The sequence below is a fragment of the Loktanella sp. M215 genome (genome assembly GCF_021735925.1).
In the GTDB taxonomy this organism is placed as follows: Bacteria; Pseudomonadota; Alphaproteobacteria; order Rhodobacterales; family Rhodobacteraceae; genus Loktanella.
Window position 1 is genome coordinate 1615464 of the sequence record NZ_WMEA01000001.1, and the last position, 20186, is coordinate 1635649.

The 20186-nt window shown below is 66.2% G+C and carries 16 protein-coding genes; 6 read left to right on the top strand and 10 right to left on the bottom strand.

The window, feature by feature from the left end; translation table 11 throughout:
- The 7 genes from GLR48_RS07910 to GLR48_RS07940 all read right to left on the bottom strand — a co-directional run bounded on the left by GLR48_RS07910 (window position 1) and on the right by GLR48_RS07940 (window position 8287).
- Window positions 1-930 carry a 2-hydroxyacid dehydrogenase gene (locus GLR48_RS07910; RefSeq protein WP_237060506.1) on the bottom strand — a complete coding sequence of 310 codons (930 nt, stop codon included), beginning with the start codon at window positions 928-930 and terminating at the stop codon, window positions 1-3.
- Window positions 927-2066 carry a rod shape-determining protein RodA gene (gene rodA, locus GLR48_RS07915; RefSeq protein ID WP_237060508.1) on the bottom strand — a complete coding sequence of 380 codons (1140 nt, stop codon included), beginning with the start codon at window positions 2064-2066 and terminating at the stop codon, window positions 927-929. The genes GLR48_RS07910 and rodA overlap by 4 nt, the downstream gene beginning before the upstream one ends.
- A 1-nt stretch (window position 2067) precedes the next feature.
- Window positions 2068-4008: a penicillin-binding protein 2 gene (gene mrdA / locus GLR48_RS07920; RefSeq protein ID WP_237060511.1), complete on the bottom strand. Its 1941-nt coding sequence runs from the start codon at window positions 4006-4008 to the stop codon at window positions 2068-2070.
- On the bottom strand, window positions 4005-4544 hold the full coding sequence (locus GLR48_RS07925; RefSeq protein WP_237060513.1) for a rod shape-determining protein MreD: 540 nt from the start codon (window positions 4542-4544) through the stop codon (window positions 4005-4007). Before GLR48_RS07925 ends, mrdA begins: the two co-directional genes overlap by 4 nt.
- Window positions 4537-5451: a rod shape-determining protein MreC gene (gene mreC / locus GLR48_RS07930; protein ID WP_237060515.1), complete on the bottom strand. Its 915-nt coding sequence runs from the start codon at window positions 5449-5451 to the stop codon at window positions 4537-4539. The genes GLR48_RS07925 and mreC overlap by 8 nt, the downstream gene beginning before the upstream one ends.
- 27 nt (window positions 5452-5478) lie before the next feature.
- Entirely contained in the window at window positions 5479-6516 is a 1038-nt protein-coding gene (locus GLR48_RS07935; protein ID WP_072858148.1) for a rod shape-determining protein, read from the bottom strand.
- Window positions 6517-6727: 211 nt separating this feature from the next.
- Complete coding sequence (locus GLR48_RS07940) at window positions 6728-8287, bottom strand: 2-isopropylmalate synthase (protein WP_237060524.1); 1560 nt, start codon at window positions 8285-8287, stop codon at window positions 6728-6730.
- Window positions 8288-8572: 285 nt separating this feature from the next.
- On the opposite strand from GLR48_RS07940, the gene GLR48_RS07945 reads away from it, so the two are divergent.
- Genes GLR48_RS07945 through GLR48_RS07955 form a run of 3 tightly spaced genes read left to right on the top strand, consistent with a single transcriptional unit; the run spans window position 8573 to window position 11422 of the window.
- On the top strand, window positions 8573-9262 hold the full coding sequence (locus GLR48_RS07945; protein WP_237060526.1) for an SDR family NAD(P)-dependent oxidoreductase: 690 nt from the start codon (window positions 8573-8575) through the stop codon (window positions 9260-9262).
- Window positions 9252-9908 (top strand): SDR family NAD(P)-dependent oxidoreductase, encoded by a 657-nt coding sequence (locus GLR48_RS07950; RefSeq protein WP_237060528.1) that lies wholly within the window; start codon window positions 9252-9254, stop codon window positions 9906-9908. The genes GLR48_RS07945 and GLR48_RS07950 overlap by 11 nt, the downstream gene beginning before the upstream one ends.
- The gene (locus GLR48_RS07955; protein ID WP_237060530.1) at window positions 9902-11422 is read left to right on the top strand and encodes a cryptochrome/photolyase family protein; all 1521 of its coding nucleotides are present in this window, start codon (window positions 9902-9904) and stop codon (window positions 11420-11422) included. The genes GLR48_RS07950 and GLR48_RS07955 overlap by 7 nt, the downstream gene beginning before the upstream one ends.
- A gap of 3 nt (window positions 11423-11425) precedes the next feature.
- On the opposite strand, the gene GLR48_RS07960 is transcribed toward GLR48_RS07955, so the two are convergent.
- Together GLR48_RS07960 and GLR48_RS07965 are read right to left on the bottom strand one after the other, a co-directional pair.
- Window positions 11426-12640, bottom strand: a complete 1215-nt coding sequence (locus GLR48_RS07960; protein ID WP_237060532.1) for a GGDEF domain-containing protein — start codon at window positions 12638-12640, stop codon at window positions 11426-11428.
- An 85-nt stretch (window positions 12641-12725) separates the two neighbouring features.
- A complete protein-coding gene (locus GLR48_RS07965) occupies window positions 12726-13715 on the bottom strand; it encodes an LLM class flavin-dependent oxidoreductase (RefSeq protein WP_237060533.1) in 990 nt (329 codons plus the stop codon).
- A 136-nt stretch (window positions 13716-13851) separates the two neighbouring features.
- On the opposite strand from GLR48_RS07965, the gene moaB reads away from it, so the two are divergent.
- The 3 genes from moaB (at window position 13852) to GLR48_RS07980 (ending at window position 19347) form a co-directional block, all read left to right on the top strand.
- Complete coding sequence (moaB, locus tag GLR48_RS07970) at window positions 13852-14394, top strand: molybdenum cofactor biosynthesis protein B (protein WP_237060534.1); 543 nt, start codon at window positions 13852-13854, stop codon at window positions 14392-14394.
- Between the two features lie 82 nt (window positions 14395-14476).
- A complete protein-coding gene (locus GLR48_RS07975; protein ID WP_237060536.1) occupies window positions 14477-15940 on the top strand; it encodes an efflux RND transporter periplasmic adaptor subunit in 1464 nt (487 codons plus the stop codon).
- Complete coding sequence (locus GLR48_RS07980; protein WP_237060538.1) at window positions 15940-19347, top strand: efflux RND transporter permease subunit; 3408 nt, start codon at window positions 15940-15942, stop codon at window positions 19345-19347. The genes GLR48_RS07975 and GLR48_RS07980 overlap by 1 nt, the downstream gene beginning before the upstream one ends.
- On the opposite strand, the gene GLR48_RS07985 is transcribed toward GLR48_RS07980, so the two are convergent.
- Window positions 19344-20117, bottom strand: coding sequence for a protein-disulfide reductase DsbD domain-containing protein (locus GLR48_RS07985; protein ID WP_237060540.1), 774 nt, complete (start codon window positions 20115-20117; stop codon window positions 19344-19346). The genes GLR48_RS07980 and GLR48_RS07985 overlap by 4 nt on opposite strands.
- Window positions 20118-20186: the final 69 nt, after the last annotated feature.

The window sequence follows — 20186 nt, forward strand, 5'->3', positions numbered from 1 at the left end:
TCAGTACCCCGCGCTGCGGTCCACAAGGTGCAGGAACGGCTCTCCGCGCTCGCCCCGCGCGATATTCGCGGCGATCACCTGTGCCGCCGTGTCGGGCCGCGTGGTCGATGCGATATGCGGCGTGACCGTGACGCGGGGATGCGCCCAGAAGGGATGCGCCTGTGGCAGCGGTTCCGTGCGGAACACATCAAGCGTCGCGGCCGCGACAGCACCGCTGTCCAGCGCTGCCAAGAGCGCATCGTCGTCGATCAGCGGACCACGCCCGGGATTCACGATGAACGCGCCAGGGGCCAGCAGCGCCAGCCTGTCGGCGTTCAGGATGTTTTCCGTGGCGGGTGTCTGCGGTAACAGCAGCACGACGATCTGTGCGCCAGCCAGCGCATCTTGCAGCCCGGCATCGCCTGACAGGCAGGTCAACCCGTCGATCTGCTTGGGGCTGCGCGACCAGCCGGTGACGGGAAAGCCAAGACCCGCCAGCGCCTGACCGCAGGCCGATCCCAGCGCGCCAAGGCCCAGCACCGTCACCGGGCGATCCTGCGCCAAAGGCGGGTAAACGTCGTTCCGCCAGACGCCGTCCTGCCCGTGGATATGGGCATCCAGCCCCAGATGGTGGCGCATCACATGCCCCACGACCCATTCGACCATGCCGCGTGTCAGCCCGTCATCGACCATCCGCGCCAGCGGCTGCGTCAGGGTTGCGTTGCCGACCACCGTCTCGACCCCGGCCCACAGGCCCATGACCAGCCGCGTGTTCACGTATGGCGTGAAATCCTTCACCGGCCCGTTGGGGGCAAAGACGATGTAATCCACGACCTCGGGCGCATGATCGCGGGACAGGTCATAGGTCAGGCCTGCGGCGTCCAGCGCGCGGCGCAGCGGCGACTCGTACTCGTCCCAGACATCGGGCTTGGCGGAAAACAGGATATTCATCGCGGTTTATGCACATGCGCGGATTGCACCAGCCCGAAGGCCACCAGAAGCACCAGCATCGCCGATCCGCCGTAGCTGACCAGCGGCAACGGTACGCCGACGACGGGGGCCAGCCCCATGACCATCGCCATATTCACGGCAAAGAACAGAAAGAACGTCATCGCGATCCCCATGGTCAGCAGCGACGAAAACCGGTCCTTGTTGTTGATCGCCGAGGCGACGCAGAACACGATGATCAACACGTAAAGCACCAGCAAGGAAAAGGCGCCGACAAAGCCGAACTCCTCTGCCAGCGTGGTGAAGATAAAGTCGGTATGCTTTTCCGGCAGGAAATTCAGACGGCTTTGCGTGCCCTGCATGAATCCGCGCCCGGTCCAGCCGCCCGACCCCAGCGCGATCTTGGCCTGCGTGATGTGATAGCCAGCACCCAGCGGATCGTTGCCCGGATCAAGGAAGGTGTCGATCCGGCGGAACTGGTAGTCCTTCAGCAGTTGCCACGGCGTGCCGCGGCTGACGAAGACCGCATAGACGGTGCCGACGCCCGCGCCGATCACGGTCGCGAAATAGGCCCAGTGGACGCCAGCCAGAAACATCACCGCCCCACCGCCGAACAGCAGCAGCAGTGCTGTCCCAAGGTCAGGCTGTTTCAGCACCAGCGCCGTCGGCACGAGGATGAAGATCACCGGCAGCGCGACCCACAGGGGATGGGACGTCTTGTGCGTCGGCAGCCAGTCGTAATAGGCGGCCAGAAACATCACGAGGGTGATCTTCGTCAGCTCTGACGGTTGCAGCCGCATGAAGCCCAGGTCGATCCAGCGCTGCGCCCCCATGCCGATGGCGCCGAACAGCTCCACCGCGATCAGCAGCATGACCGACACGCCAAAGGCCACCCCCGCCATGTTGCGCCAGAACCAGATCGGCACCATGCCGACCCCGATCATCAGCACGACGCCAAGGATGAAACGCTTGACCTGCGGTTCCATCCACGGCTCTGGCGACCCGCCGGCCACGGAATACAGCATGATGAACCCCGCGCAGGCGACCGCCGTCAACAGGATGATCACCGGCCAGTTCAGATAAAGTATCTTGCGAAGCCCGGTGGGGACGAACTTGGTGTTATGCGCGAGGTAACTCATGTCACACCCGGTCCTGTGCGGGCTTGATCTGCATGATGCGCTGGGCGATCCGGGCCTGCTGTTCCTCGATCCGGGCGCGGTCGGCGGACGGATAGGCCTCCAGCGGGGGCGGGCCGTCGTAAAGGGCCTGCAACATGATGTCGCGCGCGATGGGCGAGGCTGCGGTCGATCCGCCGCCGCCGTGTTCCACCACGACGGCCACGGCGAATTTCGGATTGTCGACCGGCGCAAAACAGACGAAGAGCGCGTGGTCGCGGCGCTCCCAAGGCAGGTCTTCGTTGCTGATGACACCGCGGGCCCGTTCTTCGGCCGTGATGCGGCGCACCTGGCTCGTGCCGGTCTTGCCCGCCATCTCAAAGCCTGCGGTGATGATCTTGGCCCGCGCGCCCGTGCCGCGCTTTTCATTGATGACGGCATTCATCGACGCGCGGCAGCGGCGCAGCATGTTTTCGTTGATGCCAAGGGCCTCGCCGATGCCGCTGGGTTCCTCGACCCCGTCGACGGATTTCACCAGCCGCGGCGTCACCATCTTGCCGGTCGCGATCCGCGCCGTCATGATCGCCAGCTGCAGCGGCGAGGCCAGCACATAGCCTTGCCCGATGGACGCGTTGACCGTGTCACCGATGCGCCAGTCCTCGCCGCGCACCTCGGACTTCCACTGCTTGTCCGGCGCCAACCCGGTCGAGATCGCGGAGAGCGGCAGATCGTGCTTGACCCCGATGCCCAGCAGACGGGCCATTTCGGCGATCTTGTCGATGCCGACCCGCTGCGCGACCTCGTAATAGTAGCAGTCGCAGGAATGCTTCAGGCTGTCGTGAAAGTTGATGTTGCCGTGGCCCGCACGCTTCCAGCAGTGGAACCGGGTGCCCGCGACGACCGTATACCCTTTGCAATAGACCGTTTCCTCGGGGCTGATCGCACCCGCCTCGAGTGCGGCTAGACCCGTCACCATCTTGAAGGTGGACCCCGGCGGATAGGCGCCCTGCACGGCCTTGGCGGCCAGCGGGCGGTACTTGTTTTCGTTCAGGTCGGTCCAGTCCTTGACCGAAATGCCGCGCACGAAGAGGTTCGGATCGAATGAGGGCGCGGACGCGATGGCGCGCAGATCGCCGGTCTCCAGGTCGATCACGACGGCGCCGCTGCTCTCGCCGTCCATGCGGGCCTGCGCGTAGGATTGCAGACGCTCGTCCAGACCCAGCTGGATGTCCTTGCCGGCGACGCCTTCCTGACGGTCCAGTTCGCGCATCACGCGGCCCAGGGCGTTCACCTCGATCCGCTTGGTGCCGGCGGACCCGCGCAGGGTGTGTTCCAGCTTGTTTTCCACGCCGGTCTTGCCGATCTGGAACTTGGGGATCTGCAGCAGCGGGTCCTGATCGTCGATGCGGCTCAGATCATAGTCGCTGACCGGGCCGACATAGCCCACGACATGCCCCACGTCGGCGCCATAGGGATAGCGGCGGGACAGACCGACCTCGGCGCTGACGCCGGGCAGGGCGGGGGCGTTGATGTTGATCTTGGCCACATCCTCCCACAGCAGGCGGTCGGCGATGATGACGGGAACGAAGGACGACAGCTTGCGCATGTCCTCGCGGGCGCGCTCGATGTTCTCGGGGTCGAGGCTGACGATATCCTGCAGGCGAGCCAGCACCTCGTCCACGTCGCCGGCATCCTCGCGGACCATGACGACGCGGTAGTTCTGTTCGTTTTCTGCCAGCGGGATGCCGTTGCGGTCAAAGACAAGGCCGCGCGCGGGGGGCAGCAGGCGGATGTTGATCCGGTTTTCCTCGGCCAGCAGACGGAACTGGTCGGCCTGTTCGACCTGCATCGACCGCATCCGCAGCCCCAGCGCACCGGCGACACCCAGTTGTGCCGATCCCAGCAACAGCGCCCGCCGCCCGATCCCGCGCGACGATTGTTCCAGATCCCTGACCGGTCGCTTCATAACCTGTGTCCCCGACTGTCCACCTGACCGGGCGCAGGCCGGGTCAGACCAAAAAAGAAGTGCCCCACACCCACCACCACCGGATAGATCGCGATGGTCATCACCATCTGGATCAGCGTCAGCGTCAGCGGGGCCTGCGGCGTCATCACCACGATCAGCACCAGCCGGTTCGCCAATGTGATCGCAACGATCCCCACCGTGACCGTACCCCATTCCAGCGCCAAAGGCACGTTCCGCAGACCACGAGAGCGTGATCGCACCGCCTCGGTCAGGATGACGACCAATGCGGCCCACAGGCCCGGCGGGCGCTGGAACAAAAGGTCGGTCAAAAGAAAGACCGCAACCACCACGCCGAACGGCACATAGGCAGGCCGCCGCGCGACCCAGGCCAGCGTCAGCGCCAGCAGCACGTCCGGTCCGGCAAAGCCCGGCGGCGACGTGTCCAGCGGCAGCAACTGGATGAAGACCACGATCGTCGCCAGCGCCAGATAGACGACCCGCCCGGTCCACAGGGTGGAGGCGGGACTGTCAACCATCGTTGCCGGCTTCTGCCGTGCGGGGCAGGACCGGACCGATCAGACCGCCCTCGGGCGTCAGAAGGCCGCCGGGGTCGGTGATGTCCTCGTGCGGTTGCGCGCGCAGGATCCGCAGGAATTCCAGCCGCCCGTAATCCGCCGCCAGCCGCACCCGCAGCCGTCGGTCGCTGCCAAGCGCCACTTGACCCACCAGCAGATCGGCGGGAAAGACTCCGCCGTCGCCCGAGGAAACGACACGGTCGCCGGGGCGCACGGTGTCAGGATTTTCCAGAAACTCGATCGGCGGGTTCAGCGTATTGTCGCCCGCCAGAATGGCCTTCTGCCCCGACGGCTGGATCGTCACCGGGATCCGGCTGGAGGTGTCGGTCAGCAGGATCACGCGGGCCGTGCCGCGCCCGACGCCACTGATCCGCCCGACAAGGCCCAGCCCGTCCATCGCGGGCCAGCCATCCACGATCCCGTCACGCCGACCGACATTCAGCAGCACCGACTGCCGGAAGGGCGAGCCCGAATCCGTCATCACCACCCCGGTCACGTAGGTCAGCTGCGGGTCCAGACGCACATTGTTCAGTTCCAGCAGGCGGGCGTTTTCCTGCTCCAGCTGCAAGGCCGCCTCTTTCCACGCCTTCATCTGCTGCAACTCGCGGCGCAGGTTGCCGTTCTGCTCGCTCAGCGCGGAATAGCTGCGGAAATCCGCGACCAGTTCGACGATGCCCGTAACCGGCGCCATGGCCCAGTCGAAGGACGGCACGACCCGGTCGATGACGGCGGCGCGAAACCGTTCGACGCGCGGGCTGTCGATGCGCCAGACCAGAAAGATGCCCAGCAGCACGACGACACCGATCGCGACCAGCAGACGCCGGATCGGGCCGATGTATTCGTCGTGAGTGTTACGGTCGCGCGCCAAGGGTGTCAGGCCCCTTCAGAATAAGGCTCAGCTGTCGTAGTCGATGACGTGCCGCAGCTGCTTTTCATATTCCAGCGCCTTGCCGGTGCCAAGCGCCACGCAATTCAGCGACTCGTCGGCCACTGAAATCGCAAGGCCCGTCTGTTCGCGCAGCGCCAGATCAAGCTGCCCCAGCAGCGCACCGCCCCCCGTCAGCATCACGCCACGGTCGACGATATCGGCCGCAAGGTCCGGCGGCGTCGCTTCAAGCGCCGTCATCACCGCTTCGCAGATCTGCTGGACGGGTTCGGCCAGCGCCTCGGCCACCTGGGCCTGCGAAATCTCGGTTTCCTTCGGCACGCCGTTCAGCAGGTCGCGGCCACGGATATGCATGGACGCACCGCGCCCGTCGTCGGGCATCCGGGCGGTCCCGATGCTGGTCTTGATACGCTCGGCGGTGGATTCACCGATCAGCAGGTTATGCTGACGCCGCAGGTAGTTGATGATCGCCTCGTCCATGCGGTCGCCGCCGACGCGGACGGACCGGGCGTAGACGATATCGCCAAGGCTCAGGACGGCCACTTCCGTCGTGCCACCACCGATGTCCACGACCATGTTGCCGGTCGGATCGGTGATCGGCATGCCGGCCCCGATGGCGGCGGCAATGGGTTCGGCAATCAGCCCCGCGCGGCGCGCACCGGCGGACAGCACCGACTGGCGGATCGCGCGCTTTTCGACGGGAGTCGCACCATGCGGCACGCAGACGATGATCTTGGGCTTGGAAAAGGTGGACCGCTTGGCGACCTTGCGGATGAAATACTTGATCATCTCTTCGGCCACGTCGAAGTCGGCGATCACACCGTCGCGCATCGGGCGGATCGCCTCGATGCTCCCCGGCGTGCGGCCCAGCATGAGCTTGGCATCCTCGCCCACGGCCAGCACTTTCTTCACGCCGTCCTTGACATGATAGGCCACGACCGAGGGTTCGGACAACACGATGCCACGCCCCTTGATATAGATCAGCGTGTTCGCTGTCCCAAGGTCGATGGCCATGTCCGATGAAAACAAGCTGTGCCAGATCGCCATATGATGGCCTTCCCCAAGTCGTAGAATGCAAAAACCGAGGCGATTCCCCGCCGCCTGGGCTGGTGCCTTATACGGACAAGCCCCTGCGGAATGAAAGCCCCGTCTGCAACGCAGGATGGCGCATTTCTGCCACTTGCACGTTTTCAATATTCAAGAGGCGGATGTCGCTGACAGCCGCCCCCGACGTGAACTTTTCCAATATTTGCGCGCTTCAGGCGCTGGCGTCCTTGTAGTGGACGCCCTTGGTGTCATGGTCCGGCGCCGTCTTTTCACGCCGCACGATCAGGCGGTTCAGGGCATTGATATAGGCCTTGGTGGACGCCACGACCGTATCCGTGTCCGCGGATTGCCCCGTCGCGATCCGGCCGTCTTCTTCCAGCCGGACGCTGACGGTGGCCTGTGCGTCGGTGCCTTCCGTGACCGCATGGACCTGATACAGTTGCAACCGGGCCTTGTGATCGAACAGGGCCTTCACGGCATTGAAGGCGCTGTCGACGGGGCCGTCGCCCGTGGTGCTGGCGGATTGTTCCTTGCCGTCGATCTCCAGCACGATGTCGGCGGTCTGGGGGCCATCGGTGCCGCAGACCACCCGCAGGGATTTCAGACGGATCCGGTCCTCGACCGCGTCGTTCTGGCGCATCAGCGCGACAAGGTCTTCCTCGAAGACCTCTTTCTTGCGGTCCGCCAGTTCCTTGAACCGCACGAAGACGTCGGACAGCTGGTTGTCGGCCAATTCATACCCGAGGTCCGAGAGTTTCGACCGCAAGGCCGCACGCCCCGAATGCTTGCCCATGACAAGGCTGGTTTCCGTCAGGCCCACGTCGGTCGGGCGCATGATCTCGAACGTCTCGGCGTTTTTCAGCATGCCGTCCTGATGGATGCCGGATTCGTGGGCAAAGGCGTTCTTGCCGACGATGGCCTTGTTGAACTGCACCGGAAAGCCCGACACCGTCGCGACCCGTCGCGAGATCGCCATGATCTTCTTGGTATCGACATTCGAATGGTAGGGCATGATGTCGGCGCGCACCTTCAGCGCCATCACGACCTCTTCCAGCGCCGTATTTCCGGCGCGTTCGCCCAAGCCGTTGATCGTGCATTCGATCTGCCGCGCGCCGCCTTCGACGGCCGCCAGGCTGTTCGCCGTCGCCATGCCAAGGTCGTTGTGGCAATGCGTGGCAAAGATCACCTCCGACGCCCCCTCGCATTCCGCGATCAGGCGGCGGATCAGGTCGGCGGATTCGACGGGTGCGGTATAGCCCACGGTGTCTGGGATGTTGATCGTCGTGGCCCCGGCACGGATCGCGATTTCAACCGTGCGCTTGAGGAAATCCCACTCGGTCCGCGTCGCATCCATGGACGACCACTGCACGTCCTCGCACAGGTTGCGGGCGTGGGTGACGCAATCGTGGATGCGTTCGGCCATCTGGTCCATGGTCAGGTTCGGGATCGCCCGGTGCAGCGGCGATGTGCCGATGAAGGTGTGGATGCGGGGGCGTTTCGCGTGCTTCACGGCCTCCCAGCAGCGGTCGATGTCCTTGAAGTTCGCACGGCTCAGCCCGCAGATCACGCTGTTGCGCGACGCCTTGGCGATGCCCGCCACGGCGGCAAAGTCACCTTCGGAGGCGATCGGAAACCCGGCCTCGATGATATCGACGCCCATGTCGTCCAGCATGGCGGCGATTTCCAGCTTTTCCGCGTGGGTCATCGTGGCGCCGGGGGATTGTTCGCCATCGCGAAGGGTGGTGTCGAAAATGAGAACGCGGTCGGTCATGGTCTTTGGTCCTGAACTTGGTCTGTGTGGGGGGTGTTCGGCGCTGTCACCTGTCGAGCGGTCGCGCCGAAGGGCACGCTCAGGCGTGGTGCAGGCGTAGGTTGCGCAGGCCCAGGGCCGATATGATGCCGATCTGCGTCATGGGGGCGACTATAGCGAAGGAATCGCGAAGGGAAAGAGCGTTGTTGAGGGCGCTGCCCGCGGACGCGCAGGGCGGCCTCACCCGGCATTTATTTTGCCAGATGAAGGATGGACCGGGGGGCGTCGGGGTCTAGGTTGGCGGTCATGGAACAGAAAACGATTGTTGTGACCGGGGCCGCCTCGGGGATCGGGCGGGCGATTGCAGTGGCCTACGCCGGTGCCGGCTGGCGCGTGTTCGGTCTGGATGTGGACGCCGTCGATCTGGCGGGTGTCACCGGCGTGACCTGCGATGTGGGGGACGAGGACAGCGTTGCCGCGGCCTTTGCCGGGATCGACGCGCTTGACCTTCTGGTGAACAATGCAGGTGTCGCCGATCCGCACCGCGGCCCGGTCGAGGATCTGTCGCTGGCGGACTGGCGGCGGGTCACCGACAGCCATCTGACGGGTGCTTTCCTGATGACGCGGGCCGCGGTGACGCTGCTGCGCACAGCGAAGGGTGCAATCGTGAACATGGCCTCGACCCGTCACGCCATGTCGGAACCGCACAGCGAGGCCTATGCCGCATCGAAAGGCGGGATCGTGGCGCTGACCCATGCGCTGGCGATCTCACTGGGGCCCGACGTGCGGGTGAATGCCATCGCCCCTGGCTGGATCGTGACGGACGGCTGGGACGATCTGCGCGCGGTCGATCACGCGCAGCATCCGGTCGGCCGGGCGGGGCGGGTCGCGGATATCGTTGATGCTGTGCGCTACCTGACCGAGGCCGGGTTCGTGACGGGACAGGTGCTGACGGTGGACGGCGGGATGACGCGAAAGATGATCTATGCCGATTAGGGCGCTGGTCATTGGCGCCTCCGGCGGGATCGGTGGCGCGGTGACCGCCGCGCTGCGGACGCGCGGTGACGCGGTCAAGACCTTGTCGCGCAGCGAAGACGGGCTGGACGTGACCGATGCGGCCAGCGTCGCAAGGGTGCTGGACAGGGTAGAGGGGCCGTTCGATCTGATCTTCGTCGCGGTGGGCGTGCTGGGGACGCCTGAAAAATCGCTGGGTGCGATTGACGCGGGCGCCATGGCGCAGGTCATGGCGGTCAATGCCATCGGCCCCGCGCTGATCCTGCGCCACCTGCCGCGCCTCTTGCCACGCAAGGGCCGCAGCGTTTGCGCGGTGCTGTCGGCGCGTGTGGGGTCGATCGGGGACAACCGGATCGGCGGCTGGTATTCCTATCGCGCGTCGAAGGCGGCGCTGAACCAGATCGTGCATGGCGCGGCGATCGAACTGGGCCGCAGTCACACGGACGCAATCACCGTGGCCCTGCATCCCGGCACGGTCGAGACGCCCTTTACCGCCGATTACGCGGGCCACCACAGGACGGTGACGGCAGAGGCGGCGGCGGACAACCTGACCCGCGTCATCGACGGCCTGACGCGGGACGACTCCGGCGGCTTCTTCGATTATGCCAAGGATGCCATCCCGTGGTGAACCTGATCCTCGTGTTGGGTGACCAGTTGACCGACACCCTGTCCGCCCTGCGCGCGGGCGACAAGGCGCAGGATGTCGTCGTCATGGCAGAGGTCGCGGACGAGGCCTCCTACGTCCGCCATCATCCCAAGAAGATCGCCTTCCTCTTCGCCGCGATGCGAAAGTTTGCCAGACGGCTTGCCGATGACGGCTGGACCGTGGACTACACCCGGTTCGAGGAGGGCGAGACCAGCATCTGCGGCGCGTTGCTGGCGGCGGCGGACCGCCACGGTGCGGACCGTGTCATCGCGACCGAACCGGGCGAGTGGCGCCTGATTGATGCCCTGACCCATTGCCCTGTGCCGGTGGACCAGCGCCCCGACGACCGCTTCATCGCTACGCATCAGGATTTCGCCGGCTGGGCCAAGGGCCGCAAGGCGCTGCGGATGGAATATTTCTACCGCGACATGCGCCGCAAGACCGGCCTGATGATGGAGGGTGACGATCCCGCGGGCGGGCAGTGGAACTATGACCACGACAACCGCAAGCCTGCGCCGGGTACGGTGGATTACGCAGGCCCAATGCGGTTCACGCCCGATGACACGGTCGAGGAAGTGCTGGCGCTGGTGGCCGACCGCTTTGCCGACAACTTCGGCGATCTGGACGACTTCTGGTTCGCCACCGATCAGGGTCAGGCGCGGCAGCATCTGGCGCATTGGGTGAAACGCGGCCTGCCGCAGTTCGGCGATTATCAGGACGCAATGCTCGACGACAACCGGTTCCTGTATCACGGGATCGTCGGCCTTTACATCAACGCAGGCCTGCTGGACCCGATGGAGGTTTGCCGTGCGGTCGAGGCGGCGTGGCAAGCGGGCGACGTGCCGATCAATGCCGCCGAAGGCTTCATCCGGCAGATCATCGGCTGGCGCGAATACGTGCGCGGCATTTATTTTCAGGAAGGGCCGGATTACACCGCCCGCAACGGTCTGAAACACACCCGCGACCTGCCGGCGGTCTATTGGGGCGGCCCGACCTTCATGCGCTGCATGAAGCGGAGCGTGGAGCAGACCAAGGAAGAGGCCTATGCCCACCATATTCAGCGCCTGATGGTGACCGGCAACTTCGCCCTGCTGGCGGGGGTGGACCCGGCCCAGGTGCATGAATGGTATCTGGCCGTCTACGCCGATGCCTACGAATGGGTCGAGGCGCCCAACGTGATCGGCATGAGCCAGTTCGCCGACGGTGGCATCATCGCCAGCAAGCCCTACGTCAGTTCCGGCAACTACATTCACAAGATGTCGGATTACTGCGGCACCTGTTCCTACAGTGTCAGCAAGAAGACGGGCGAGGGGGCCTGTCCGTTCAACCTGCTCTACTGGCATTTCATGGACCGGCACCGCGAGATCTTTGCGGCCAACCCCCGGATCGGACGCATCTACGCGAACTGGGACCGGATGGACGCCGACAAGCGCGCCACGATCATCGCAGAGGGGGACGCGATTCTGGCGCGTCTGGATGCAGGCGATCCGGTCTAAGAGTCAGGCAAAGCCTGCAGCCCGGGGGACCGGCGGACGATAGGTCTCGATCCGGTTGCGGCCGGCACGCTTGGCCGCGTAAAGCGATGCATCGGATTGGGCGATGAGGGTTCCGGGGTTCGCTGGTTCATGCGCCGCCGCAGCCGCCAGTCCGACGCTGACCGTTACGATGGCGGTGGAATCGCCGCGGCCGGGATGGGCGATGGCCAGCGCCCTGACATCCGTGACGATCCGGCGCGCCAGTTGCTGCGCCACACCGGCCGCTGCGTCCTGCAGCGCGATCACGAACTCCTCTCCGCCGAAGCGGGCGCAGAAGGCACCGCTGTCCGGCAAGGCATCACGAAACACCTGCGCAAGCTGGCGCAGGCAATCGTCCCCCGCCGGATGTCCCAGGCTGTCGTTATAAAGCTTGAAGTGATCCACATCGATCATCAGGGTCGCCACCCGGTTCGGGCCGGCGCACCAGACGGCCAGCCTGTCGTCCAGATACCGGCGATTCGGCAGGCCGGTCAGGGCATCGGTCTGCGACATTTCCGTCAAGTGGCGATGAGAGACTTCCGCCCGCTCGGCCCGGTGCGTCGCGGTCAGCGCCGTCACGTAGTCCAAGCAACGCCGCCGCTCCATCAGGTAATTGGCGGACAGACTGAAGATGCCCGCCGTAACGATCTGCACCGCAAGGGCAATTTCCAAGTGCAGCGGCACCCCCGGCTTCAGCATCAGTGCGGACAGGGTGATCGCCAATGCCACTGCGGTAAAGACGGCGGCATGGCGAAATCGCAAGGCCATCAGCATGTTGCCATAGACCAGCGTCAGCGTGAGTTCTCCGAAGGTGTAGGCGCCGAATTCCGCCCGTGTCACGGCGAACAGGACGGATGGCAGAAGGTGGGCGTTGATCATGCCCAATAGGGCCAGCCGTTCGCGCCAGAACGCGCTCAGGTGCACGACGGCCCAGGCCAGCAGCAGGGATACCGTCGTGACGACACCGATCCGCAGGATCAAGGCCGTCACGATGATGTCCGGCGTCAGCAGCGCGCCGGTGATATTGTAGATGTTGTAAAGGCAAAGGCCGAACCAGACGATGTAACGCAGGTGATAGGCCCGCGCTTCGCCGGCCTCGGCCTCGAATTGCGCCTCTGTTTCGGGATCGAAACGCAGCCAGCCGTCAACCTGCGGCCCATCAGACCCGCCTGAAAGCGTTCTATGGCGCCGCGTGCCCATCCTTTGTGACTGTCCTGAGTTTTGCCACCCATCTGTGGCAGTCAGAGATTTAAGAAAGGTTAATGACTGTGATGCCGCGTGTGTCTCAGGCGGCGAGGGCCTTGTCCAGCATGACCTCTGCCGCAATCTCAAAGCTGCGAATCCGGGCGTCCGGGTCGTGAATCTGGCCGGTCAGCAACACTTCATCCGGCTGATAGCGCGCGATCAGGTCGCTCATCTGACGGCGCACCGTGGCCGGGCTGCCCGTCGCCGTGATGCGCAGCGCGTGGTCCACCGCCGTCCGCATGCCCGCGCCGATCAACCCGTCGATGTCGTCCACGGGCGCCGGCAGCTTGCCCGGCTTGCCGCTGCGCAAGTTGGCAAACGCCTGCTGGACCGAGGTGCGCAGATACGCGGCCTCGGCGTCCGTATCGGCGGCGATGACATTCGCGGCCAGCATGAAATAAGGGCGGTCCAGTTGCGCCGAGGGACGGAAGGTGCCGCGATAGGTGGCAATCGCATCCTCCAGCGCATCGGGGGCAAAGTGGCTGGCAAAGGCATAGGGCAGGCCCAGATAGGCGGCCAGTTGCGCGCCGAACAGCGACGATCCCAGCATCCACACCGGAACATGGGTGCCGCGACCGGGATGTGCCTGCACCGGGCCGTCATCGCCGTCGCCAAGGTAATTCATCAGCTCGACCACGTCCTGCGGAAAGGTATCGCCGCGCCGGTCCACCCGCATGGCCCGCATCACATGCCCGTCACCCCCGGGCGCACGCCCCAGCCCAAGGTCGATTCGGTCCGGATACAGCGTCGCCAGCGTGCCGAATTGTTCGGCAATCGCCAGCGGCGCGTGGTTCGGCAGCATGATGCCACCCGCACCGACGCGCATGGTTTTCGTGGCACCCGCGACATGCCCGATCAGCACCGACGTCGCGGCGGATGCGATGCCCGCCATGTTGTGATGCTCTGCCAGCCAGTAGCGGTGATAACCCAGGTCCTCGGCCCGCTGCGCCAGTTTGACCGTGTTCGCAATGGCCGCGCGGGTGGTGCTGCCTTCGGGCACGGGGGCAAGGTCGAGGATGGAATACTGCATGACTTCGGTCCGTCTGTGTGGGGTGATCTTGAACCTAAGGCCTGGGCCGCCATCTGCAAGGGGTCTCGCCCCTTGCGACGCGGGCTGCATCCTGCTCTGTCCGCATCGCATACCCCCTGCTGAAAGGTCCGCCCGCATGAGCCGCATCGACGACACCCGCGACTTCATCCCCGTCCGCATCGCCGTCCTGACGGTCAGCGACACGCGGCAGGCGGGCGACGACCGCTCTGGCGACACCCTCGTCGCGCGCCTGACCGAGGCGGGTCACAGCCTCGCCGCCCGCACCATCGTGCGCGACGACCGCGCGGCGATTGCGGACCAGCTGCGCGACTGGTGCGCCGATCCCGCCATCGACGTCGTGATCTCGACCGGGGGCACTGGCCTGACCGGGCGCGACGTGACGGTCGAGGCGCACCGCGACGTCTATGAAAAGGAAATCGACGCCTTCGGCACGGTCTTCACCCACGTCAGCATGGCCAAGATCGGCACCAGCGCCGTGCAAAGCCGTGCCACGGGGGGCGTGGCGAACGGCACCTACCTCTTTGCGCTGCCCGGCAGTCCGGGGGCCTGCAAGGACGCCTGGGACGAGATTCTGGTCAAACAACTGGATTACCGCCACCGCCCCTGCAACTTTGTCGAGATCATGCCGCGTCTGGACGAACACAAGCGACGGAAATGACGCCTACGGTCGTTTGATGGGGGCAAGGTGGTGATCCGGCACGCGGGGCCTATCTTGCGGGTACATGGTTCGGGATGAGTGAATGCGGTTCTTGCGACGGTCTCTGACAGGGCTTTTCCTGCTGGCGGTGACGCTGGCCCTCGGGCTGTGGGCGGTCAACACCGTGCGCGGTGCCGTCGTCGCACGCATGAACGAGGAACCCCGTAGCTTTCCTCAGCGCGAACGCGTCTTTGCGGTCAACGTCACAACGGTCACGCTTGAGACCATCGCCCCCGAACTTCTGGTCTTCGGAGAGGTGCGCAGCAGCACGACGCTGGACCTGCGCGCCCCCGTCGGCGGCACCGTCCTCTGGACCGATCCCGCCCTGATTGAGGGCGGCACCGTCAGCGCCGGTCAACCGCTGCTGCGGCTCGACACCGCCACGGCACAGGCCGCCCGCGACCGGATCGCCGCCGATGTGCAGGATGCGGAAGGCGAGGTGCGCGACGCCGAACGCGGCGTCGATCTGTCCGCGGACGAGCTGGCGCAGGCCCAAAGCCAGGTCGATCTGCGGCAGGGCGCGCTGACCCGCGCCTCCGACCTCGCGTCGCGCGGCGTCGGCACGCAGTCGGTGGTCGAAGAGGCGCAGCTCGCCCTGTCGAACGCCCAGTCCACCGTGCTGACCCGCCGTCAGGATCAGGCGCAGGCCGCCGCCCGTCTGGATCAGGCCCGCACGGCGCTGTCGCGGGTCCAGATTGATCTGGCAGAGGCCGACCGCACGCTGACCGACACCACCGTCACCGCCGTCTTCGACGGCGTTCTGACGAATGTGCTGACCGCACAGGGCGCGCGCGTCACCGCGAACGAGGCCATCGCCACCCTCATCGACCCCGCGCGGCTGGAGGTCGCCTTTCGCATCTCGACTGCGCAATACGCGCGCCTGTTGCAGGGTGCGGGTGCTGTGACGGGCCTGCCTGTCACCGTCAGCATCGATGTCGCGGGTCTGGATGTGACCGCACAGGGCCGTGTCACCCGCGTCGCGGGCGCCGTGGGCGAAGGCCAGACCGGGCGGCAGCTTTTTGCGGCCCTGGACGACGCCCCCGGCCTGCGGCCCGGCGATTTCGTGACGGTGCGTGTCCGCGAAGCCAGCCTCGACAACGTCGCCCGCCTGCCTGCCACCGCCGTGGCCGCGGACGATACCGTGCTGATCGTGTCAGCCGAGGACCGGTTGGAAAGCCGCCCCGTCACCGTGCTGCGCCGGCAGGGCGACGACGTCCTCATCGCCGCAGACGATCTGGCGGGGCAAAGCGTCGTCAGCGCCCGGACTCCCCTGCTGGGCGAAGGCATCGGCGTCAGGCCCATCGGTCCGGCGGGCGCAGCACAGGCGACAGAGGCAGACACAACCGAAAACGTCGCCCTCGACGACGCCCGCCGGGCGCGGCTGAAGGCCTTCGTCACCGACAGCGGCATGCCCGACGACGCCAAGGCGCGGATTCTGGCCCAGCTGGACGCCGATCAGGTGCCGGCTGCGACCGTCGCCCGCCTCGAATCCCGGATGGGCGGCTGATGGCCGACCCGCGACCGACCGGCGGCGACGCCCTGAACGCCCGCGCGGGCGGCCTGCTGTCCTATTTCACGCGCCACAAGACCGTCGCGAACCTGCTGCTGTTCGTGATGCTGGGCGCGGGCCTGATGGCCTGGCCCAACATGCGCGCACAGTATTTCCCCGACGTGATCATCGACGGCATCGACGTCTCGGTCCGCTGGGACGGGGCAGGGGCGGAATCCGTGGACGCCGGCATCGTACAGGTGCTTGGCCCCGCCTTGCAGGCCGTGGACGGCGTGACCGACACCTCTGCCCGCGCGACCGAAGGCAGCGCGCGCATCAGCCTCGAATTCGCGCCCGGCACCAACATGGACCGCGCGGCAGAGGACGTGCAGGCCGCCATCGACAGCGCCGGCACTCTGCCGGAGGATGCCGAGGACCCGGAGTTGCGCCGCGGCGGCTGGTCTGACCGGGTGACCGACGTGGTCATCACCGGCCCCGTGGGCGTCGATCAGCTGGGCCGCTTTGCCGACGAGATGGTCGTGCGCCTGTTCCAGTCCGGCGTCACGCAGGCCACGGTCAAGGGCATCGCGGCCCCGTCGACCATCGTCGAAGTGCCGTCCCTGTCGCTGATCCGCTACGACATCGGCCTGTCCGACATCGCCGCCCGCATCGCGGAAGAGGCGACGGGCAATGCCGTGGGCGACGTCGCGGGCACGGCCCGCGTCCGCACCGGTGCCGCGAACCGCAGCGCCGAGGCCATTTCCGCCATCGCCCTGCGGTCCAACCCCGACGGGTCCACCCTGACCATCGGCGACGTCGCCCGCGTCACCGTCGAAGGCGTCGACCGCAGCCGCGCCTATTATGTCGGCGACAATCCGGCGGTGGAAATCAGCGTCGTGCGCTCTGCCAACGGCGACGCCATCGGGTTGCAGGACAGCGTGGAACGTGTCGCGGCACAGCTGCAGGCGACCTTGCCGCCCGGCACCACCATCGACCTCATCAACGCCCGCGCCGAGGAAATCACCGGCCGCCTCGATCTTCTGTTCAAGAACGGGTTGCAGGGCCTCGCCCTCGTCGTGATCCTGCTGTTTTTGTTCCTGAACGCCCGCACGGCGCTCTGGGTCGCGATGGGGATTCCCGCCTCCATGCTGGCCGCGATCGCACTGATGTATGCCTTCGGCATCACCATCAACATGATCTCGCTCTTCGCGCTGATCCTAACCTTGGGCATCGTGGTGGACGATGCCATCGTCGTGGGCGAACACGCCGATTACCGCGCACGGACGTTGAAGGAACCGCCCAAGGTCGCCGCCGAACGCGCCGCGATCAAGATGTTCAGCCCCGTCTTCTCGGCCACGCTCACCACCGTCATCGCCTTCTTCGGCCTCGTGATCGTCGGTGGCCGCTTCGGCAGCCTGATCGCCGATATCCCGTTCACGGTGATCGTCGTGCTGGCCGCATCCCTCGTCGAATGTTTCCTGATCCTGCCCAACCACCTCAGCCATTCCATCGGCCCGAACGCCGGTCAGGCGTGGTACGACGCGCCCTCGCGCTGGGTGAACCGGGGCTTCGATGCCTTCAGCCTGCGCATCTTCCGCCCGGTCATGGCGCTGGTCATCCGCGCCCGCTACCCGGTGCTGGCGGGCGTCATCCTGATCCTCGCCAGCCAGATCGCCATGTTCGTGCGCGGCGACGTGCGCTGGCAGTTCTTTTCCAGCCCCGAACAGGGCGAGGTCACGGGCAATTTCGCCATGCTCCCCGGCGCCACCCGCGCCGATACGATCCAGATGATGCACGAAATGCAGCGTGCGACGACGGCCCTCGCCGCCCGTTACGCGACGGAGTCCGGCAGCAACCCCGTCACCTACGTCGTGGCCGAGATCGGCGGCAACGCGGGCCGCGGCATCGCGGGCGCGGATCAAAAGGACCCTGACCAGCTGGGTGCGATCAGCATCAGCCTGACCGACGCCGACAGCCGCCCCTTCACCAGTTCCGAATTCGTCAGCGCCCTGCAGGAAGAGGTCGTGCAATCCCCAATGGCCGAGACCGTGAGCTTTCGCAGCTACGGCTCCGGCCCCGGCGGCGACAGCCTCGACGTGCAGATGTCCGGCGCCGACGCGGTCTCGCTCAAGGCCGCCGCCGAGGCGCTGAAATCCGCCCTGACCCAGTTCCCCGAAATCAGCGGTCTGGAAGACAGCCTCGCCTACGACAAGGAGGAACTGCTGCTGGAACTGACGCCGCAGGGCGCCGCCCTTGGTCTGTCCATCGACGCGCTGGGGGGCATCCTGCGCAACCGCCTGACGGGGATCGAGGCCGCGACCTATCCCGACGGTATCCGGTCCGCCACGATCCGGGTGGAACTGCCCGAGGCGGAACAGACGGCGGATTTCCTGACGCGCACCCAGATCAGCACCGGCGACGGCGTCTTCGTGCCCCTGGGCGACGTGGTCAGCGTGACCAGCCGCACCGGGTTCGGCACCGTGCGGCGCGAAAACGGCATCCCGCTGATCTCCGTCACCGGCGATCTGTCCGACGACGATCCCGACCGCGCGGCCCAGGTGCAGCAGATCATCGACGAGACGATCCTGCCCGACATCGCCGAACGTTTCGGGGTCGAGACCAACCTCGCGGGCCTGTCGGAACAGGAGGACGCCTTTCTGTCCGACGCGACCAACGCGCTGATCCTCGTGCTGGGCGGCATCTACCTCAGCCTTGCGTGGATCTTTTCCAGCTGGACGCGGCCCATCGTGGTCATGGCGATCATCCCCTTCGGCCTTGTCGGTGCGATCTATGGCCATCACGCCTGGGGCATCCCGATGAGCCTGTTCACCGTCGTCGGCCTGATCGGCATGGTGGGCATCATCATCAACGATTCGATCGTGCTGGTCACGACCATCGACGAATACGCCGCCGACCGGGGGGTGGTGCCCGCGATCATCGACGGCGTGGCCAACCGCCTGCGCCCCGTGCTGCTGACGACGCTGACGACCGTGCTGGGCCTCGCCCCGCTGCTGTACGAAGGGTCCACGCAGGCCGAGTTCCTGAAACCCACCGTCGTCACGCTGGTCTACGGGCTTGGCTTCGGGATGGTGCTGGTGCTGCTGGTGGTGCCGTCGCTGATGGCGATGCAGGCCGATGTCGCGCGCCAGATCGCGGCGGCGCGCCGGGCCTTGCGGTCACGCCATGCGGCGATGTGGGGACCGGTGGCGCTGGGCGGTCTGGCCGCCACGGCTTTGTTCGGGGCGCTGGTCGGGCCGGTGCTGGTCACGGGGGCCGCATGGCCCGCGGCACAGGCGATCCTGCCGTTGCTGTCGGGCGGCGCAGGTGCCGCAATGGCGATATTCATCGCTATGCTGGCACTGGTATTGGTCGTGATCTACGCCGCAACGGCCCTGACCATGGCGCTGCGCCGCAGGCAGACCTAGCCTGCGGTGCAGCCGTGGACCTCGACCGCGCGGTCGTGGCCCAGCACCGTGAACCGCACCGCACTGCGGTCGAGCGCAAAGGCCTCGCCCGCGCCGCGCACCATCTGTGCCTGTGCCGTCAAGGTCTCGCCCTGCCGCCTGATCTGCGGCTCCGACACCCAGATATGCGGATCGCCCGCCTCGATCACCACGGCCTCATTCGCCCCGGTCGCGGGCAGGGTCAGCACCGCCTCCAGCGTCAGCCCGTCGGCGGTGGGCGTCACGCGGCAGGTGGCATGGCCATCCGCCTGTGGCTGATCCAGCAGCGCGCCGACAATGACCGGATCGCGGGGGCCGTCCGTCAGGGCGGCATCAAAGGTCAGCTGCGCCGGCACGCAGATGTCCTGACACACGCCGATATCCAGCGTGCCTGTCAGGCGCAGCGGACTATGACCCGACACCTCGACCGGCAGGACCAGCCTGTCGTGATACCCGATCGACCGCATGCCGTTCTGATCAAAGACCTGCGGCGTCGGCCAGTGGTATTGCACCCGGTCCACGCCGCCGCCCGTCACGGTGATCAGCGGCGGAATGCCCGCATCGCCGGGGCTGCGCCAATAGGTCTTCCACCCCGGTGCAAGGTCGATCCGCAAGGCGGCCATGTGGGTGCCCTGCGGCGTGACCCAACCGGGCAGCACCGTGACGCGGGCGACATCATTGCCTTGCGCCAGTGCGGGACCGGTCATGGCCATCAGGCCAAGGGCGGCGAGGAAGGAAACGGAATATGTCATCCGCCCTACCTGCGCAAAACCCGCTGACATGAAAAGTCACGTTCAGGCGATGACCGCGACACCGTGATC

Coding starts and splice junctions, on each gene's coding strand:
- rodA (WP_237060508.1), bottom strand. CDS start 2,066: ATGAGTTACCTCGCGCATAACACCAAGTTCGTCCCCACCGGGCTTCGC.
- GLR48_RS07985 (WP_237060540.1), bottom strand. CDS start 20,117: ATGACATATTCCGTTTCCTTCCTCGCCGCCCTTGGCCTGATGGCCATG.
- GLR48_RS07950 (WP_237060528.1), top strand. CDS start 9,252: ATGCCGATTAGGGCGCTGGTCATTGGCGCCTCCGGCGGGATCGGTGGC.
- GLR48_RS07910 (WP_237060506.1), bottom strand. CDS start 930: ATGAATATCCTGTTTTCCGCCAAGCCCGATGTCTGGGACGAGTACGAG.
- mrdA (WP_237060511.1), bottom strand. CDS start 4,008: ATGAAGCGACCGGTCAGGGATCTGGAACAATCGTCGCGCGGGATCGGG.
- GLR48_RS07935 (WP_072858148.1), bottom strand. CDS start 6,516: ATGGCGATCTGGCACAGCTTGTTTTCATCGGACATGGCCATCGACCTT.
- GLR48_RS07925 (WP_237060513.1), bottom strand. CDS start 4,544: ATGGTTGACAGTCCCGCCTCCACCCTGTGGACCGGGCGGGTCGTCTAT.
- GLR48_RS07980 (WP_237060538.1), top strand. CDS start 15,940: ATGGCCGACCCGCGACCGACCGGCGGCGACGCCCTGAACGCCCGCGCG.
- GLR48_RS07940 (WP_237060524.1), bottom strand. CDS start 8,287: ATGACCGACCGCGTTCTCATTTTCGACACCACCCTTCGCGATGGCGAA.
- GLR48_RS07960 (WP_237060532.1), bottom strand. CDS start 12,640: ATGGGCACGCGGCGCCATAGAACGCTTTCAGGCGGGTCTGATGGGCCG.
- GLR48_RS07965 (WP_237060533.1), bottom strand. CDS start 13,715: ATGCAGTATTCCATCCTCGACCTTGCCCCCGTGCCCGAAGGCAGCACC.
- GLR48_RS07945 (WP_237060526.1), top strand. CDS start 8,573: ATGGAACAGAAAACGATTGTTGTGACCGGGGCCGCCTCGGGGATCGGG.
- GLR48_RS07975 (WP_237060536.1), top strand. CDS start 14,477: ATGCGGTTCTTGCGACGGTCTCTGACAGGGCTTTTCCTGCTGGCGGTG.
- moaB (WP_237060534.1), top strand. CDS start 13,852: ATGAGCCGCATCGACGACACCCGCGACTTCATCCCCGTCCGCATCGCC.